Annotated in this window: 3 protein-coding genes; 1 reads left to right on the top strand and 2 read right to left on the bottom strand. The window is 63.7% G+C overall.

The window, feature by feature from the left end:
- Nucleotides 1-82: 82 nt before the first annotated feature.
- The gene (locus IC761_RS33715; RefSeq protein WP_195800920.1) at nucleotides 83-1,678 is read left to right on the top strand and encodes an ABC transporter substrate-binding protein; all 1,596 of its coding nucleotides are present in this window, start codon (nucleotides 83-85) and stop codon (nucleotides 1,676-1,678) included.
- A 151-nt stretch (nucleotides 1,679-1,829) separates the two neighbouring features.
- On the opposite strand, the gene IC761_RS33720 is transcribed toward IC761_RS33715, so the two are convergent.
- Together IC761_RS33720 and IC761_RS33725 are read right to left on the bottom strand one after the other, a co-directional pair.
- Complete coding sequence (locus tag IC761_RS33720; RefSeq protein ID WP_195800921.1) at nucleotides 1,830-4,064, bottom strand: CHASE2 domain-containing protein; 2,235 nt, start codon at nucleotides 4,062-4,064, stop codon at nucleotides 1,830-1,832.
- 116 nt (nucleotides 4,065-4,180) lie between these two features.
- Nucleotides 4,181-17,614 (bottom strand): VCBS domain-containing protein, encoded by a 13,434-nt coding sequence (locus IC761_RS33725; protein ID WP_195800922.1) that lies wholly within the window; start codon nucleotides 17,612-17,614, stop codon nucleotides 4,181-4,183.
- Nucleotides 17,615-17,926 lie beyond the last annotated feature (312 nt).

The following is a 17,926-nucleotide window of genomic DNA, read 5'->3' on the forward strand; positions in this document are numbered from 1 at the left end:
CTATTCTGGCATCAAGATTGCAGGTTTGGCCTCGAATTCTCCCTTGAGTTTTGCCTTTGACTTTTCCTTGGAGCTTTGGGCCATGCGTATCCGTCTATCGACCTGTCTCGCCGTGCTTGCGCTGGCGTCGTTCGCAATCCCGGCGCGCGCCGAAACGGTGGTGCGCTACGGCATCTCCATGGCGGATATTCCGCTGACGACCGGCCAGCCCGATCGCGGCGCCGGCGCCTATCAGTTCACAGCGTACACGATCTACGATCCGCTGGTCGCGTGGGAGATGGACGTCGCTGACCGTCCGGGAAAGCTGGTGCCCGGGCTCGCCACCGAATGGAAGGTCGATGACAACGACAAGACAAAGTGGCGCTTCAGCTTGCGCAAGGGTGTGAAGTTTCACGACGGCAGCGAGTTCAACGCCGATGCGGTGATCTGGAATCTCGACAAGGTCCTGAACGACAAGGCGCCGCAATTCGACAAGCGCCAGAGCGCGCAGGTGAAGACCCGCCTGCCCTCGGTCGCGAGCTACGCCAAGATCGACGATTCCACCGTGGAGATCACCACCAAGACGGTGGACTCGTTCTTTCCCTATCAAATGCTGTGGTTCCTGGTGTCGAGCCCGGCGCAATATGAAAAGCTCGGCAAGGATTGGGACAAGTTTGCGAGCCAGCCCTCCGGCACCGGCCCGTTCAAGCTGACCAAGCTGGTGCCGCGCGAGCTCGCCGAGCTCACCAAGAACCCGGACTACTGGAACAAGAAGCGCATTCCCAAGGTCGACAAGCTCGTGCTGGTGCCGATGCCGGAAGCGCTGACGCGCACCAACGCGCTGCTCGCGGGTCAGGTCGATCTGATCGAGACGCCGGCGCCGGACGCCGTGCCGCAGCTGAAAGCGGCCGGCATGAAGATCGTCGACAACGTCACGCCGCATGTCTGGAATTATCATCTCAGCGTGCTGCCGGGCTCGCCCTGGACCGACATCCGCCTGCGCAAGGCGCTGAACCTCGCGATCGATCGCGAAGGCGTGGTCGGCCTGATGAACGGACTCGCCAAGCCCGCCAAGGGCCAGGTCGACCCGTCGAGCCCGTGGTTCGGCAAGCCGACGTTCGAGCTGAAATACGATCTCGCGGCGGCGAAGAAGCTGGTCGAAGAGGCCGGCTACTCCAAGGAAAAACCGCTGAAGACCACCTTCATCATCGCGCAGGGCGGCACCGGCCAGATGCTGTCGCTGCCGATGAATGAATTCCTGCAACAGAGCTTCAAGGAGATCGGCATCGACATCGACTTCAAGGTGGTCGAGCTCGAGACGCTCTATACGCATTGGCGCAAGGGCGCGGCCGACGAGATCAACGCCGGCATCACCGCCAACAACATCGCCTATGTCACCTCCGATCCGCTCTACGCCATCGTCCGCTTCTTCGCCTCCGACCAGATGGCGCCGGTCGGCGTCAACTGGGGCGGCTACAAGAACCCGAAGGTCGACGCGCTGATCACCGAAGCCAAGCAGACTTTTGATACCGCCAAGCAGGACGAGCTGATCGCGCAGGCGCACGCTTTGATCGTCGACGACGCTGCGCTGGTCTGGGTGGTCCACGACACCAACCCGCACGCGCTGTCGCCCAAGATCAAGCAGTTCGTGCAGGCGCAGCACTGGTTCCAGGATCTGACGACGATCGGGGTGGAGTGAGGCAGCAAGCACAGCTGCCGTAGGGTGGGTTAGCCGAAGGCGTAACCCACCACTGTCCGTCACTGCGGAAACCAAAATTGGTGGGTTACGCCGAGCAGAAGCGCTTTGCGCATCTGCAGGGCTAACCCACCCTACAAACCACACACGCCCCCTACTTCGTCAGCAGCGCAAACGCCCCGGTCCAGCCCTCCGGCGGTGGATCGAGCTGGAAATCCTTGATGCGCGCTTCGTAAAGCTTGAACAGCTTTTCCAGCGTGTCGGCGTCCTCGCTCTTGCGGCCGCGTTCGATCGCGTCCAGTGCGCCCTGCCAGTCGCGGCTGCGGTAGCAAGACAGCATCTCGATGGTGATGTTGCGCAGGCGCTGGAAGGCGGCCGAATGCATCACGTCCTCGCGGCCGGCGATCGCATAGATCACCTCGGGCTCGCTCTTGCCCTTGACCATGATGAAGTCGAGCTCGAGGATCGCGAACTTGTCCTTGGCGGCAAGCGCCGTTCGCGAACCGACGATGATCGGAAAACCGTATTCCTTGGTCTGGCCTTCCAGGCGCGAGGCAAGGTTCACGCTGTCGCCGAGCACCGAATAGTTCTTCTTCAGGTCGGAGCCCATGTTGCCGACCACGCCGATGCCGGTGTTGAGACCGATGCCGACATTGAGCGGGATGTAGACATGGCCGCCGTCGGCCGCCTCCTGCTCGCGCGCCTTGTTGACCACGTCGATCTTCTCCAGCATCTGGATCGCGGCCTCGCAGGCGTTGACCTCGTGCTCGGCATCGTCGAGCGGCGCGTTCCAGAACGCCATGATGGCGTCGCCCATGTACTTGTCGACGTAGCCCTTCTCTTCGATGATCACGTCGGTGAGCGGCGTCAGGAAGCGGTTCATCAGCGCGATCAGCCCTTGCGGATCGTGCTTGTAACTCTCCGAGATCGTGGTGAAGCCGCGCACGTCGGAGAACATGATCGTCATCTCGCGTTCCTCGCCGCCGAGCACGACCTTCTCCGGCGACTGCGCCATCTGCTCGACCAGAACCGGCGACATGTATTGCGCGAAGATGCCGCGGATCTCCTTGCGCTGCCGCTGCTCGCGCACGAAGCTCGCGAAGATGAAGGTCAGGTAGATCGCGGTGGTCGACAGCAGCGGATAGGTGAAGTCGATCAGGTAGCGGTACTGCGCGTAAAAGAACCAGGACGTGCCAACCAGCACGGCGGCAAACATCGCACCCGCGAGCACCAGGCGCACCGGTCCGAGATTCGGCGTGAAGATGATGACGAGAAGGCCGATGATGAGGGCGGCGAGCAATTCGACGCCGAGCGCGTAGTTCGGCTGCGAGATCACCGCGCCGCTCAGCACGCTTTCGAGCACCTGAGCGTGGATCTCGACGCCCGGCATGGCCCGGGACACCGGCGTGGTCTTGATGTCGTTGAGCCCGACCGCGGAGGTGCCGATCAGCACCAGCTTGCCGGCGATCTTGCTCGCCGGCACGGTGTTGTCGAGCACGTCGGCGGCCGAGACGTAGATCGAGGGATCATGTGGGGCGTAGTGCACCCAGAGCTGACCGTTCTTGTCGGTCGGAATCTCGACGCCCTTGAGCCGGATCGCCCGCACGCCGGTCTTGTCGGTCCTGACCAGCAACGTCGGCGTGCCGGTGATGACGCGCAGGATCTCGAGGCTGAGCGAGGGCATGATATTGTCTTGCGCTCGCATGATCATCGGCACCCGCCGGATCAGGCCGTCGCGCTCGGTCCGGATCGTGAACAGGCCGCGGCCGGCGGCGACCTTCTCGATCACCGGCACGTTGCGCAAGAGGCCGGGGAATTCGAACAGGAACTTCTCGGCGTTCTCTTCGCCGACCGTCGCGACGCCGGTGAAGGGAAGCGTCTTGTCGAGCTCGGAGCCGACCTCCGGCTGTCCCGTCTCGCCCAGCACGACGCGCGAGCGCCTGATGGCGTCACTGAGGATCTGGTCGTTGCTCGGCAGCTCGCGCAGCCTGGTGCGGGTGGCATCGTCGAGATAGCGCATCTGGCCGGCGACCAGATCCGGATTGAGCCTGTCGGCCTCGGAGAACACGACGTCGAAGCCGATCGCGACCGCGCCGTTGCCGGTGAGGTTGATGATCATGTCCGCGATCCGCGTCCGCGGCCACGGCCATTGGCCAAACCTGGCAAGGCTCTTGTCGTCGATGTCGATGATGGTGACCGGCCGGACCCCCTTCTTGTCGCGCGGGTCGATCAGCTGGAACATGTCGAAGGTGCGCAGCCGCAGCTCCTGGACCGGCGGCGGATCCCAGACGCGCAGGCCGGCAAACCCGATCAGCAGCACGAGGCAGACCATCCGCGCAAAGCCGAATTTTCGCGCGAACCAACGCCGGAGGATCTTGAGGCGCTTCATTGTGGTCGGACTTCCTGCCCTGGATCACGATTGCCGGGCCCGATCTTGGATCGAAGCCCGGGAAATGACCATGCCCTTGGCGGCAACAGGCGCAGCTTTTTTGGCGCGGCAGGCCCTTAGAGAATCCCGCCGCCCGAATGGTTCGTGATGATGAAGTCGTTGGCGTGCAGATTGCCGGCGACGACGTTCTTCAGCAGGATCGTCTCGTGGTCGTCCAGCGTGACCAGCGTGTCGGCGTTCTGCTGGGCGATGGTGAGGTCGCTGAACGCATTGATGTTGCCGAACTGGCGCACGTCGATCTTGTCGAGGGTGGTGTCGAAGCCGAGCACCGTGTGCTGAATATTATCCGGGGAGGACGTTTGCGAGAACACGAACTGATCCTGCCCGCCATTGCCGTTCAGCGTGTCGCTCGAATGCGTGCCGAACAGCACATCCTTGCCGCCGGTGCCGACCAGCGAGACCGGTCCCGAGCCGCCCTCGCTGAAGATGAAGTTCACGGTGTCGCTGGCGCCGAAGCTGTCGTTGACCTTGAACGTAACCATATCCGTCGCCGGCTTGTCTTCTCCCGGATCGTAGGTGATTCCGCTCGCCAGGAAGGTATTGATGTCGCTTAGATTGCCGGCCCCCGTTTCGGGAGAAACGCTTGATCCCTCAAACTGAGTCGAGGCGCTGAGCGCAAATGCTTCCGATGGCGCCGCGGGATCCTCGTCGGTGATTGCCAAACCAAGCACGGACGTCGTGCCGTCCGGATTTTCCGACACAGTGAAATGCGTCGTATCGATTTCGGGACCGGCGACCGGATCGATCGTGACGGCATGAGTCTGGGGCAAGGTCGTCGCGGAGGTATGGCTGCTGTCGACGACGCTCGTTGCAGTCACCGTGAGGTTAAAGCTGCCGACATAGCCGACCGGCGTGGTAAGCGCGAGGTTGCCGCCGAGATCGGTCGCCTCGATGTGCCAGGTGTTGTTGCTGGCGTCGTAGGCTCCGTAATTGAATTCCGAACCGGCAGGCGCACCCGCAATCGTGACGTAGGTGTCGTCGGGGTGCGCGCCGGTCGGGATGGTTACCGTGATCGGAACGTTGATCGCGGTGTGCTCAGGACCTTCCGATTTGGCAATATTGGACAACTCGCCGGAACTAAGCCCCAGGAAGCCCTCGATCGAAGCCTGGTACGTAGGGTACGAGCTCAGAAACGCTTCAAAATTCCCGTCGGTCGGGACAATTTGCGAGTCGTTGACATCGCTGTGCGCGGTCGAGACGATGGCAACCTGACCGGTGGTGCTGGTGTCGCCGAAGCCGTCCTCGAAGCTCTGCACGACCTCGCCGTTCACGCGGATATTGTCGACAGCCAGGAAGGACGTAACCGCATAGTCCTTCTCGTTCATCACACCCGTGCCGAAGGAGTACGTGCCGTCGGTCTGAACCGTGTAGGTAAACGTGTGCCAGCCGGTCGAGCCATAGCTTCCAGTCGCCTCGATGTCCGATAACAGGAACGCGGCGCCATTCACGCTGGCGAAGGCAAAGTCGTTGAACGGCAGATAGTCATCAGTGGTGAAATTCCAATCGAGACTGACGATGTCACCGGCATGCAGCGACAGCGGGGTCACAAGCGCCGCGCCATCCGTGGGATAGATGCTCGTGTTCGGTCCAAGCGACAGGACCGGAGCGACGGCAGTTTCGACCTCTGTGGGAGCCGTCACTTCCGTGCCGATCGAGGCGGCCTGGTCGGACACCGGCGTCGTGCCGCCATGGCCTGCGCCGGAGATGTCGATCGAGACCGCGGAAGAGGTGCTGACCGCACCGGTATAGGTGTTGTCGAGCCCGTGGACGTCGAGCGTGCCGGGCGTGCCGCTGAAACCTTCATTCGGGACAAAACGGATCAGCGTGTCGGTGCTCAGCACCAGCGCACTGCTGTCGCTGACGCCGGAAATATCGACCCACTGATCGGTGCCCGCGATTTCGTATTGCCAGCTGCCCTGATCCGCTGTGGCGTGGTCGGCGCTGACCGCGATGGCCTTGAAGCTCGCGCCGGCGTCGACATCGTGGAACTTGCCCGCGAAGAGATCGCTGACGGCCGTTCCGGCTGGATCGGTGTCATCGCCACTGACGGAGGTCAGCGTCGCGCCGTCGAGCGTCGGGGCATCATTGGCGCCGTTGACGTTCACCGTCAGCGTCGCGGTGCCGCTGACGCCGTGCACGTCCGTGGTCTGGACTGTGAACGTGTCGACATAGGAGCCGGTCGACAGCGCGTTGATCGCCGTGGCGTCGGGCACGTAGTCGTAGCTGCCGTCGGAGTTGACCGTCAGCGCGCCGTAATGGCCCGCGACCGTCGTCGTCGCATGATGGTCCGCATCGAGCACGGTGTAGGTCAGCGACGCCGTCTCGCCGGTGTCGGCATCGGTTCCGGCCAGCTTGCCGGTGAGATCGGCGAAGCTGTCGGTGACGCCCGTGTCCGTGAGCGTGCCGATGCTGAGATCGGCGAGGGTCGGCGCATCGTTGGCACCGGTGACGTTCACCGTGAATGTCGCCGTGCCGGTGGCGCCGTGCGCGTCCGTGGTCTGCACCGTGAACGTGTCGACATGAGGCCCCGCCGACAGCGCGTTGATCGCGGTTGCGTCGGGCACGTAGTCGTAGCTGCCGTCGGAATTGACCGTCAGCGCGCCGTAGTGGCCCGCGACCGTCGTCGCCGTATGGCTGTCGGCGTCGAGCACGGCATAGGTCAGCGTTGCTGTCTCGCCGGTGTCGGCATCGGTCCCGACCAGCTGGCCAGTGATATCCGAGAAGGTATCGGCCGCAGCCGTATCCACCAGCGGCCCCGTGGTCACCGCGGCCACGGTCGGCGCGTCGTTCGTGCCGGTGATCGTCACGGTGACCTGGGCCGTGTCGCAACCGCCGTTGTGATCCTTCAGCTCGATGGTGGACATCACCGTCACGGTCTGGTCTTTGCCGAGGAAGTCGAGCGAGCTGTCGGCGACCGAATAGGTCCAGCCGATCGTGCCGTCGTTCTTGTTGCCGGCCTGCTGGAGCGTCAGCGCGTGTTCGAGCGCGGAGATCTCGTCCGGCGTCAGCGTCAGAGCCGTGGTGTGGTCGGCGGCGAGCCCGGTCACATCCTGGTGGGTGATCTTCGCCGTCGGCCGCTCGGTCAGATCGATGTCGGTGAAATGGATCGTGCCGGTGCCGCCCGACGCCGGGTCGTACGTCGTGGTGGCGCCGGTGGTGTCAGCAAGTTCGGCGAAGGTCACGCTCGGCGACGCCTCGGCGGCGGTAAAGGCCGGCGCGTCGTCACTGGCGTTGAGCGTGATCAGCGTGCCGCCATGGCCGTCGGTGCTGCCGGCGAAATGCGCGTTGCTGTAGTCCGCGCCGGTGAGCTTCACCATGATGCTGTGGCCGTAGGCATCGCTGACGACCAGATCGCCGGTTTCGGAATCGTAGGTCGCCGAGGTGCCGCCATCGAACTTGATGGTCGACAGATCCAGCTTGTCGGTCGCCGCGAAGCCCGCAACCGACCCGCCGAAGCTCGACGTGTCGATCCGGAGCTCGGCGCCGTCGCCGCCGAAGGTGATGGTCTGCGACACCGTGGCATTGACGTCGAGCGTCGCATTGGCGTCGATCGTCACCGAGCCGGAGCCGGACAGCGAGCCGAACACCGACAGCGTGCCGGTGTTGACCTCGATGCTCCCGGTGTTGGTGATGGTGCCCGAGATCGACGCCGTGCCCCAGCTGTCGATCTCGTTGGAATTGCTGATGTTGAGCCCAGTCCCGGAAATCGAGGCGCCGTTGAGCAGATCGATCACGCCATCGTTGACGATGGAGGACAGATTGCCGAACACGCTGGTGCCGGAGACCGTCCAGGTGCCGTCCGCCTCATTGTTGAACGTGGCGGTGGCGACCGAGATGTTGCCGTTGATGTCGCCGGTGTTGTTGATGGTGACATGGCCGCCGCTCTCGGCGATGGCATAGGTCGTCGAGCCGACGGTGCCGGCATCATTGGGCCCGATCGTGCCGGAATTGTCGATCGTCGCCGCGCCGGTCGTGTTCTCCTGGACGAAGATCGCATAATGGCCGCTGGCGCCGACGACCGAGCCGGTGTTGGTGATATGCGTCGAGCCGGTCGCACTTGCATCGTTCTGGGTGACGACGATACCAGCCGTTCCCGTGGCGGTGAGGTCGCCGTCATTAAGGATGGTGACGTTGCCCGCGCCGGTCGCCACCACGCCCAGGGCAACCGAACCTGTGGCCGATCCTTCATTGGTGACGCTGACGTCGCCGCCGCCATGGTCGAAGGCGCCGATCGCGGTGCCGGCGGCGGTGATCGACGACGTGTCGCCGGTCGAGACGGTGACCTTGCCGATACCCCAGGTGAACGCCTCGATGCCGTAGCCCGCAGCCGCGGTGATCGTCGCATCGCTCGTGACGGTGACGTCGCCGTAGACCTTGCTGGAGAACTTGCCGTCCTCGCCCGGGTTGTAGCCGGCAACGATGCCGCCCGGCGTCGCGCCGCTCAGGTTCGAAGTCGAACCTGAATGGATGGTGCCGTGGGCGGTGACCTGGATCGTGCTGTGCACGCCGCTCGCGATGGAGGTCGCCTCGTTGACTGCGAGGATACCCGAACTGCCGGAAGTGATGGTGTCGTGATCCGATAGCGAGACGCTGATATTGCCCTGGTCGAGGCTGTAGGCGTCGATGCCGTAGCCTGCCGTACCCGTCACCGACGCGTTGTCGCCGAGCCAGACACTGACATTTCCGGTGCCGCCGCTCAGCGCCAGGGCTCGGACACCCATCTGGGCACCGACTACGGTGGTGCCGGCGCCATCGTTCACCGTGACGTCACCGTTGCCGTAGTTGTAGGCATCGATGCCGTGGCCGCCCGCGGCGGTGATATTGGCGTGATTGTTGACGATGACGGTGCCGTTGACGTCTGTATTGGCGCTGGTCCCGCTGGTGGCGCCGGCATACCCGGCCTGAATGCCCGCCGGCGCGTTGCCGCTCTGGTTCAGGTTACTGCCGGAATTGATCGTCCCGTGCGCGTCGACCGTGATGGTGCTGTCGTTCGACGCATCGAGCGAGATCGCACGATTGACCGCGATGATGCCCGAGCTGCCCGACGTGACGACGCTGCCGGCCTCGGTGCTGACGGTCTCGTTGCCGGCGCCATAGCTGCGGGCGCGGATGCCGTAGATCGAGCTTCCCGTGATCGCGCCGCCGGCATCGATGGTGACATTGCCGTCGCCCTGGGTGGTCGCATCGATACCGTAGGCACCGCCGACGGCGCCGCCGAGCTGGGTGATCGAGATATTGCCGGCATTGGCGGCATTCAGATTCTCGACGAGGATGCCTTCCGAGTTCGCGCCGGTGCCGGTCGCCTTGCCGGTGAGGTCGTCAATCGTGATATCGCCCGCGCCGGTCGCGCTGTCGCGCAGCGTGATGCCGTTGCCGGCCAGGCCCGTGATGTCCTTTGTCGCGGTCAACGAGATGTTGCCGGTGCCGTTCTGGGTGACGACGACGCCGTTCGCTGCGCCCTTCAGCGCGCCGGTGGGCGTCAGGACGATGTTTGCGGATTTGGCGGACGTGCCCCCGGTCGCCGTGAAGTCGAGCGCGTCGTTGCTCGACGTCGTGATGTCGGCCGCGCCTGTCACCGTGAAGGTGCCGCCGGTCGACGACTGGCCGGTGATGGTACCGGTAAAGCTCTGGCCGGCCACCTTGTCGAGCTGAAGCGTGTCTGTGCCGCCGGCAAAGGTCACGGTCTGCGCCGTCGCGCCCGCGAGCTCGAGCGTCGCGCTGTCGTCGATCACCAGCGAGCCTGCGCCAGTGAGGCCGCCGGACAGGTTCAGCGTGCCGCCCTGTACCTCGATGGTGCCGGTGTTGGTGACGGCAGCCGAAACGCTGTTCGCCCCCGACACGCCATAAAGATGGCCGGAATTGCTCAGCTGGCCACCGTTGATCGCGGAAACATTGGACAGATAGAGCTTTGACGTGCCGTCGACCGTCACCGTGCCGCCGCCATTGGTCACGGTGACATTAGACAGCTTCAGGATGCCGCCATTTATCGCCTTGAGATCGGCGGAATTGGTTACGAGCTCGCCGGAGATGTCGAGCTCACCGCCATTGGCCTGGATCAAATGGCTGTTGGTGATGGTGTGGGGCACGGCGGGATCGATCGTCAGCGTGCCGCCGGTGACGGTGATCGTGCCGGTGTTGGTGATGTCGGCGTCGGTGATGGCGCTCGTGCCGGTGGATTCCAGCGTGCCGGCGATGGTCATCGTGCCGCCGTCGACGGTCGCACCGGAAAGATCGAGCGTCGAGCCGGACTCGATGGAGACCGCGCCGCCGGTGTTGGTCACCGTCATCGAGATCAGCTTCAGCGTGCCGTCGTTGATGGCGGCCAGCGTGCCGGTGTTGGTGACAGCCTCGCCGTTGATGTCGAGCTCGCCGGTGTTGGCCTGAATGGTGCCGCCGTCGTTCGTGATCGCAGCCGCAGGCGTCGTCGCCACCAGCGCCAGCACCCCGCCGATCGCCTCGATCAGATAGCTGTTCGAGATGTTGGCGTTGGTGATCGTGGCGGAGCCGGAGGAATCGAGCGTACCGGCGACGGTCAGCGTGCCGCCGGTCAGGCTCGCACCGGCCAGCGTCAGCTTCTTGCTGGCGTCGACCTTGACGGTGCCGTCATTGGTGATCGCCGTGCCCGACACTGTCGCGTCGTTCAGCTTGAGCGTGACGTCGCTCTCGACCGTCACGGCGCCCTTGTTCAGCGTCGCATTGCCGTCGATCGTGCTGTCGGCGGTGACGTCGATCGTGCCGCCGGAGGCGCCGCTATAATTGTTGATGGTGCCGCCGGTGATCTCGGTGCCGGACAGCTTCAGCGTCTGACCGTCGTCGACCGTCACCGTGCCGTTGTTGGTCACGACGTCGTTGAGCAGCGTCGCTGCGCCGGCGATCTCCAGCGTGCCGCTGTTGGTGACCGGGCCGCCCTTGATCGTGGCGCCGTCCTTGAGCTTGACGGTGTTGTCGAGCTCGATGCTGGCATTGTCCGTGATCGTCGAGCCCGACACCGTGACGCCGTCCAGCGTCAGCTGGGCGTCGGCGGTCACCGCCGTGACGCTGAGCGTGGCACCGCTATCGATCTTGCTGGCGCCAGTGACGTCGATTGAGCCGCCACCCTTGACGGCGCCGCCGCTGATCGTAGCGTCGTTTAGGGTCAACGCGGCGTTGGCATCGACGACGAGATTGCCGCTCGAATTGTCGACCGTCGAACCCTGGTCGATGGCGAGCGCGCCATTGGCGAGCACCTCGATGGTACCGGCATTCTTGACCGTCTCATCGTCCAGCGCGTTGCCGGTGCCACTGACCTTGAAGGCCGCATTGTTCTTGAGAGCACCGTTGCTCAGCACGGCGTTGCCGGTCAGGTCGATCTCGCCGTTGTCGGTCACCGTGCCGACACCGGTGATGGAGGCGCCGTTGACCGTCAGCTTGCCGGTCGCATCGACCGTGACATTGCCGGTATTGGTGACGACCGAACCCTGGTCGATCGTCAGTGCGCCATTGGCCAGCACCTCGATCGTACCGGTCGAGGCATTAGTCACTGTCTCATTGTCCAGCGCGTTGCCGGTGCCACTGACCTTGAAAGTGGCGTTGTTCTTCAGGGCGCCGTTGCTCAGCACCGCGTTGCCGGTCAGGTCGATCTCGCCATTGTCCGTGACCGTGCCGACGCCGCTAATGGACGCGCCGTTGACCGTCAGCTTGCCGGTCGCGTCGACCGTGACATTGCCGGTATTGGTGACAACCGAGCCCTGGTCGATCGTCAGCGCGCCATTGGCCAGCACCTCGATCGTGCCGGTGCTCGCGTTCGCGACGGTCTCATTGTCCAGCGCGTTGCCGGTGCCACTGACCTTGAAGGCCGCATTGTTCTTCAGGGCGCCGTTGCTCAGCACGGCATTGCCGGTCAGATCGATCTCGCCGTTGTCGGTCACCGTGCCGACACCGGTGATGGACGCGCCGTTGACCGTCAGCTTGCCGGTCGCGTCGACCGTGACATTGCCGGTATTGGTGACAACCGAGCCCTGGTCGATCGTCAGCGCGCCATTGGCCAGCACCTCGATCGTGCCGGTGCTCGCGTTCGCGACGGTCTCATTGTCCAGCGCGTTGCCGGTGCCACTGACCTTGAAGGCCGCATTGTTCTTCAGGGCGCCGTTGCTCAGCACGGCATTGCCGGTCAGATCGATCTCGCCGTTATCGGTCACCGTGCCGACGCCGCTGATGCTGGCGCCATTGACCGTCAGCTTGCCGGTGGCATCGACCGTGACGTTGCCAGTGTTGGTGACGACCGAACCCTGGTCGATCGTCAATGCACCGTTCGCCAGCACCTCGATGGTGCCGGTGCTCGCATTCGTGACTGTCTCGTTGTCCAGCGCGTTGCCGGTGCCGCTGGCCTTGAAGGCCGCGTTGTTCTTGAGAGCACCGCCGCTGAGCAGGGCGTTGCCGGTCAGGTCGATCTCGCCATTGTCCGTGACCGTGCCGACACCGGTGATGGACGCGCCGTTGACGGTCAGCTTGCCGGTCGCGTCGACCGTGACGTTGCCAGTGTTGGTGACGACCGAGCCCTGATCGATGGTCAGCGCGCCGTTGGCCAGCACCTCGATCGTACCGGTCGAGGCGTTGGTGATCGTCTCATTGTCCAGCGCGTTACCGGTGCCACTGACCTTGAAGGCCGCATTGTTCTTGAGAGCACCGTTGCTCAGCACGGCGCTGCCGGTCAGGTCGATCTCGCCGTTGTCGGTCACCGTGCCGACACCGGTGATGGACGCGCCGTTGACCGTCAGCTTGCCGGTCGCATCGACCGTGACATTGCCGGTATTGGTGACGACCGAACCCTGGTCGATCGTCAGGGCGCCGTTGGCCAGCACCTCGATGGTGCCGGTCGAGCTGTTCGTGATCGTCTCATTGTCCAGCGCGTTGCCGGTGCCGCTGACCTTGAAAGCCGCATTGTTCTTGAGAGCACCGCCGCTGAGCACGGCGCTGCCGGTCAGGTCGATCTCGCCGTTGTCGGTCACCGTGCCGACACCGGTGATGGACGCGCCGTTGACCGTCAGCTTGCCGGTCGCATCGACCGTGACATTGCCGGTATTGGTGACGACCGAACCCTGGTCGATCGTCAGCGCGCCATTGGCCAGCACCTCGATCGTGCCGGTGCTCGCATTCGTGATCGTCTCATTGTCCAGCGCGTTGCCGGTGCCACTGACCTTGAAGGCCGCATTGTTCTTGAGAGCACCGTTGCTCAGCACGGCGTTGCCGGTCAGGTCGATCTCGCCGTTGTCGGTCACCGTGCCGACACCGGTGATGGACGCGCCGTTGACCGTCAGCTTGCCGGTCGCATCGACCGTGACATTGCCGGTATTGGTGACGACCGAACCCTGGTCGATCGTCAGGGCGCCGTTGGCCAGCACCTCGATGGTGCCGGTCGAGCTGTTCGTGATCGTCTCATTGTCCAGCGCGTTGCCGGTGCCGCTGACCTTGAAAGCCGCATTGTTCTTGAGAGCACCGCCGCTGAGCACGGCGCTGCCGGTCAGGTCGATCTCGCCGTTGTCGGTCACCGTGCCGACACCGGTGATGGACGCGCCGTTGACCGTCAGCTTGCCGGTCGCATCGACCGTGACATTGCCGGTATTGGTGACGACCGAACCCTGGTCGATCGTCAGCGCGCCATTGGCCAGCACCTCGATCGTGCCGGTCGAGCTATTGGTGATCGTCTCATTGTCCAGCGCGTTGCCAGTGCCACTGACCTTGAAGGCCGCGTTGTTCTTCAGGGTACCGCCGCTCAGCACGGCGTTGCCGGTCAGGTCGATCTCGCCGTTGTCGGTCACCGTGCCGACACCGGTAATGGACGCGTCATTGACCGTCAGCTTGCCGGTCGCATCGACCGTGACATTGCCGGTATTGGTGACAACCGACCCCTGGTCGATCGTCAGTGCGCCATTGGCCAGCACCTCGATCGTGCCGGTGCTCGCATTCGTGATCGTCTCGTTGTCCAGCGCATTGCCGGTGCCGCTGACCTTGAAGGTGGCGTTGTTCTTCAGGGTACCGCCGCTCAGCACGGCGTTGCCGGTCAGGTCGATCTCGCCGTTGTCGGTCACCGTGCCGACACCGGTGATGGACGCGCCGTTGACCGTCAGCTTGCCGGTCGCATCGACCGTGACATTGCCGGTATTGGTGACGACCGAACCCTGGTCGATCGTCAGCGCGCCATTGGCCAGCACCTCGATCGTGCCGGTGCTCGCATTCGTGATCGTCTCATTGTCCAGCGCGTTGCCGGTGCCACTGACCTTGAAGGCCGCATTGTTCTTGAGAGCACCGTTGCTCAGCACGGCGTTGCCGGTCAGGTCGATCTCGCCGTTGTCGGTCACCGTGCCGACACCGGTGATGGACGCGCCGTTGACCGTCAGCTTGCCGGTCGCATCGACCGTGACATTGCCGGTATTGGTGACGACCGAACCCTGGTCGATCGTCAGCGCGCCATTGGCCAGCACCTCGATCGTGCCGGTGCTCGCATTCGTGATCGTCTCATTGTCCAGCGCGTTGCCGGTGCCACTGACCTTGAAGGCCGCATTGTTCTTGAGAGCACCGTTGCTCAGCACGGCGTTGCCGGTCAGGTCGATCTCGCCGTTGTCGGTCACCGTGCCGACACCGGTGATGGACGCGCCGTTGACCGTCAGCTTGCCGGTGGCGTCGACCGTGATGTTGCCCGCGTTGGTGACCGCGGAGCCCTGATCGATGGTCAGCGCGTCATTCGCCGAGACCTCGATCGTGCCAGTGGACATATTGGCGACGATTTCGTTGGCCAACTCCGACACGCCCTTGACGTTGACCGCGCCCGAATTGTTCAGCGTGCCATTCTCGATCAGGCTGGTGCCGTCGAGCTCGAGCGTACCTAGGATCGTCACCGTGCCGCCGTCGACGGTCGCGGTGTCGACGATCAGCGTCGTGCCGGCGTCGGCCTTCAGCGTGCCGCCGGCATTGTGGATCTCGGCCAGCGTCTTGAGCGTGCCGCCGGAGAGCTCGATCGTGCCGGAATTGGTGATCGTGGTGCCGCTGGCGAAATCGCCGCCGCCTGCGAGCGTCAGATACCCGGCGTTGGTGAGCACCGAGGTATCCAGGATCTCCGCCTTGCCGCCGACCGACATGGTGCCGGTCGCGGTGTTGTTGAAGATCGAGTCCGCGCCCATGCTGAGCGTACCCGCGATCGTCAACGAGCTCTTGTTGTCGACTTCCGGCGGCGGGCCGCCGAAATCGTTCATCGTGATGGAGTTGGCATAGGCCGCGGCGTCGATCGTCACCGGATAGGACGGCGTCAGGCCGTGCAGCTGATCGGTGATGACGATGACGTCGTCAGTGAGGGTCGGGACCGTCCCGGTTTCCCAGTTCGCCGCGTCCTTCCAGAAGCCGCCAGGGGGAGCGCCGTCCGTGCTCGTCGCGATCCACACCACGGCAGGCGCGTCGGTACCCGTGATGGTGACGGTGATGGTCTGCTGCGAGATCGCATTGTGCTCGTCCGCGACCGTCACGGTGTAGACCAGCGTCAGCACCTCGCCCTTCGGAATGAAGTCGGCGAGGTAGACGGGCAGATCGGCCAGCGACCAGTTGATGGTGCCGGTGCCAGTGCCGGTGCTGTCAGAGCCGGTCGCGATCGCAACCGACATCGCTTTTGCAAACGCTGCGAGCGGGCCCGGCGGCACGCTCCCGTCCGGCAGGGTGGCGCTGGTCAAGGCCACCGACACCGAGTGCGTGTCGGTGAGATCGACATCCTTGAAGGTCAGCGTGCCCGAGGTCGGGACGTCGGTGGAGAGCGGGCCGCCCGGGACGCTGGTGCCGCCGGAGAAAGTAATGTTCGGCACGCTGGTGGTGATAACCGGCTTGTCGTTGGTGCCGGTCACCGTGATGGTGATCGTGACAGGAACCGCTTCAGGGTCGAGCGCGAAATTGTTGTTGACGAGGACCGTGTATGTCAGCGTCAGCGTTTCGCCGTCCGCGAGGAAGTCGAAGGCGTGGTCGGGGACCGTGTAGGTCAGGACCGCCGAACCGTTGTTGTTGTTGCCACTGGCGGCGGCGACACCGATCTGGACCTGCGTCGCCGCGATGTCCTGCTTCTGGAGCGCGCTGAGCGAGCCGGTGACGTCGTGATGGCTGGCGTCCGTGTAGACGTAGTTCGGTGCGTTAGCGAGGTCGACCGACACCGTCGGCGAATCGCCCAGGTTCTGGTCGACGAAGGTGATCCGGAAGGAGAACGTGTCGGGACCCACGGTCTCGCCGGTCACGTAATCGAGGTCGGCGGTCGTGTCCGAATGCTCGGTCAGCGTGAACGCCTGCTTTACATTGCCGCTGAGATCGAGGCTCTGCGCCAGCGGCGGGCCGGGAACGCGGGTGCTGGTCGACGGATTGTGGCTGGGATCCTGCGATGTCGGCTGACTGGTGTTGGTGTAGGTCGCAGTCGCGGTGGTACCGTTGTCCGTCTTGATCACGACAATGTTGCCGTTCTGCGTGATCGAGTCGGTGAAGTTGGTGGTCAGCTTGGTGTTGGTGCCGTTGTCGGTGAATTTCAGCGTGAACACGTCGGTGATCAGCTTCTGCACGTCCGGCGACAGCAGCGCATTGCTGATCGAGACGTTGCCGCCGCTGATCTGGATCATCTGGCCGGCCTGGTTGACCGTCGCGATCGGCAGCAGCGTCGTCTTGTCGAACAGGATGTAGGAGCCGGTGGTGCCGTTCGGCTCGACCAGCACCTGGAAGCTCGCCTGCGGCTGCGGATCGCCGCCGCCGCTAGGTACGACGAAATTGATCTGGGTCAGCACCGCGGTGCCGCGGATGCCCATGGTGGCGACCGGCGTGTCGATCTTCATGTCGCCGTGCTTGGCGGTTTCACCTGCGACGAAGGTGATGGTGCCCGCGACCAGGCTGAGCAGCGAGGAATTGTTCGACCCGTTGGGGTCGTAGACCATCTCGTTCAGCACCATCCGCGCGTTGGAGGACAGGCCGAACACGGTGCCGTCGATGAAGGTGACGCCGAGCGTTGAGTCCGAGCCGGTGGAAACCACGTCGCCCTTCTCGACGTTGTCACCGTTGTTCAGGATGATCGAGACGCCGTTGCGGACCGCGGTCGCGCTGCCGACGAGCTTGGTGACGTGGCCGATGACTGCGGCTGCGGCGGCACCGGGCCCCGCCTGCGCGTATTCAACGTGCCCCGCGAGCGCGTTGACGATGTCGCCGGTGAGATGGGCACCATCGGGCGAGGAAATCGCCGCGCGCTTGTCGCCCCTAAAATAATCGTGAACGACGAACTCATGCCCGTCATGGGACAGCACGAGGTCGCTGCCGGCGCGCTTGAAGTCGCCGTTGAAGATCAGGTTGGGATCGGGAACGACGACCGCGCCCTCAGGCACGTGACCGTGCGCTTTTGCAATGAAGGGCTTGGCGGCGGCCGAATCGATGTGGCCGTCGGCGGACAGGTGAGAACCCTGGCCATCCAAGAAGCTCGCGGCGTCAAATTTGCCAGCGTAGTTCAACCGGGCACCGTATATAGGGTTAATATTTAAATAAGTATCGGCCGCCTAAGCTTGCATAGCATTACCAAGTCCTTAGCGAAACCATCTATTGCTTGTGTGATTTGGCGTGACCGGGCTGCGGGTGCCCCTGCCCACTCGTGTATTCGGCGAGAAAAAGAAATATTCGGTTGAATACATTCAAGTCAAACCTGGCCTGTTTGCGGGCACTTTACGTCGTTTTAAGTATTCGCGATAAAAACTCTACCATCGAATACTCGTGTCATCTTTCTTTCGTAGTGCCCCGCAACATACTGCGGCAAATACGGAGCTAAA

It is taken from the genome of Bradyrhizobium commune, from assembly GCF_015624505.1.
Lineage (GTDB): Bacteria > Pseudomonadota > Alphaproteobacteria > Rhizobiales > Xanthobacteraceae > Bradyrhizobium > Bradyrhizobium commune.